Annotated in this window: 1 protein-coding gene; it reads left to right on the top strand. The window is 34.4% G+C overall.

The genetic code is table 11. The features are described 5' to 3' along the window. On the top strand, nucleotides 1-1,123 hold a 1,123-nt coding region (locus O3603_RS11995; RefSeq protein ID WP_371523048.1), incomplete at its 5' end, for a RepB family plasmid replication initiator protein. Nucleotides 1,124-1,636 lie beyond the last annotated feature (513 nt).

Raw genomic sequence — 1,636 nt, 5'->3', positions numbered from 1 at the left:
AGCTATCAAAATGCGTTATGAAGAAATGGGATTAAAGATGCGTGAAAACTGGGAAAATCTTGTCTTTAACATGACGGATAAAGACTTGTCTTTAATAGGAGGCAATACGAATATTGTTAGAACCTATAAAACCGTTCGTTCGCTTGCGCAGAAATCAATCATTCAATTTCATAATAATGAGAAAAACCAACTTGTCATAGATTACTTTCATTGGATAGATGCCTTTCGTTGGAATACAGCAACAAATGACTATACTGTACGTGTTTCACCAGAGCTATATGATTATGTTATCTGCCTAACCAAATCATTTACGGTTCTAAATCTTCACACAGCCATTTTACTTGAATCAAAGTATTCACAAAAGTTCTATGAGTTCTGTTGTCAGTACTCAGGTGAGTTTCGGTTTGTAGATCCATCTGCCCCGAACGAAACATATAAGAAACGAGTTGTCAAGATGTCTGTCGAAGCATTCCGTTTTACTTTTGGACTTTCTGAATTACATGACCCAAAGACTGGTGAGTTGCTGGAAAAAGAGAAATATACTCGATTTAAGACCATGGTTGAGAAGGTTATTATCCCTGCACAGCAAGAACTTTATAGGTTATATAGTGAAAAACGTTCAGATGTATGGTTTGATTATGAAGTTGCAGAACGGTATGGACGTGGGCGTAATGGCTCTCCAAAGTCTTTACGCTTTTATATCTACACACGTGAGCACCCTAAATCTAAAGACTCTGAGTTAGATCGTCCATGCAAAGAAGGGGAGTACCTCTTTCCATATGAAGAAAATAAACAACATCGTCCTGCTAAAAGAAAACAAATTAAGCAAACCAACTGGCTTCAACTTGATGAAACATTTCAAAGAGATACCATATTACAATTACTTAACAGCTATTTAGATAAAGAAGATGTAAATTATTACATGGAAATAATAGATAAAGAACAGTTGCGATGCAAGGAAAGTTACTCTCAGGTGATCCAGGTTCTTTATGAGAAGCAAAAACAACCTAAGTTTAAAAATGCAAATAAATCATATCAACGCAAATGTCTTATTAACTTTGTCTTTACTAAAAATCTGCAGGAATATGGATGGGATATAAAAGCATATTCGCAAGATGGTTAGAACTCTAAAAAGGGAAACTTATCCCTCTTCATTTTAATGATAATTATTCCGCAATAGCATAGAACATGTAACTAATCATTTACTATTGTCATATTCCTAAAAATAAGTTTTTTACGGCTATCCTCACACTTGACTGCATACAGTAGATAATCAGGAAATTATAAGCCAACAAGTTGCTGAATCTTTGCGTAATTTCCTTGCTCCCCCTGCTTATAAAAGTTAAATTAGTGTAAATATTATGCGATCTTTTAATTTTTATGTATTTTTGCTCACATATAAAATAACTATTGCAATGAATATGATTTCTAAAAACGCTATTCTAGCTATTATACTCTTAGTAAGTACTCATCTCCCAGCACAAAACACCTCTTTTAGACTTGGAATTCGTTTGGGGTATGGCGTATCTGTGAATAAGGGTATGGATAAGATTCTTGTACCAGAAGACTATTATTCTAATTACAGTTTCAAAGACAAGTGGCAGTTTACTCCAACAGTTGGTGTATTTGCTCAGTA

This window comes from Prevotella sp. 20925_1_30 (assembly GCF_041433025.1).
Taxonomy (GTDB): Bacteria; Bacteroidota; Bacteroidia; order Bacteroidales; family Bacteroidaceae; genus Prevotella; species Prevotella vespertina.
This window is presented reverse-complemented; position numbering and strand designations above follow the sequence as displayed.